The organism is Neisseria sp. P0009.S008, assembly GCF_051958615.1.
In the GTDB taxonomy this organism is placed as follows: domain Bacteria; phylum Pseudomonadota; class Gammaproteobacteria; order Burkholderiales; family Neisseriaceae; genus Neisseria; species Neisseria subflava.
The window spans coordinates 1-238 of record NZ_JBQCVG010000101.1; the positions used below are offsets into that span (position 1 = coordinate 1).

1 protein-coding gene is annotated in these 238 nt (G+C 59.7%); it reads right to left on the reverse strand.

The features are described from left to right. Window positions 1-238 (reverse strand): ATP-binding cassette domain-containing protein (locus ACTHSQ_RS11445; RefSeq protein ID WP_440375971.1); only part of this gene is annotated, 238 nt, incomplete at both ends.

The following is a 238-nucleotide window of genomic DNA, read 5'->3' on the forward strand; positions in this document are numbered from 1 at the left end:
GCGCAATTCTTTGCGCACTTTGGCATCCAGCGCGCCGAAGGGTTCGTCCAAGAGCAGAAGTTTGGGTTCGACGGCGAGGGCGCGGGCGAGGGCGATGCGTTGGCGTTGGCCGCCGGAGAGCTGGTGCGGATAGGATTTGGCGAGTTGGGAAAGCTGCACGAGTTTGAGCAATACTTCGACTTTGGCGCGGATTTGTTCTTTGGACGGGCGTTCGGACTTGGGCAATACGGTCAAACCG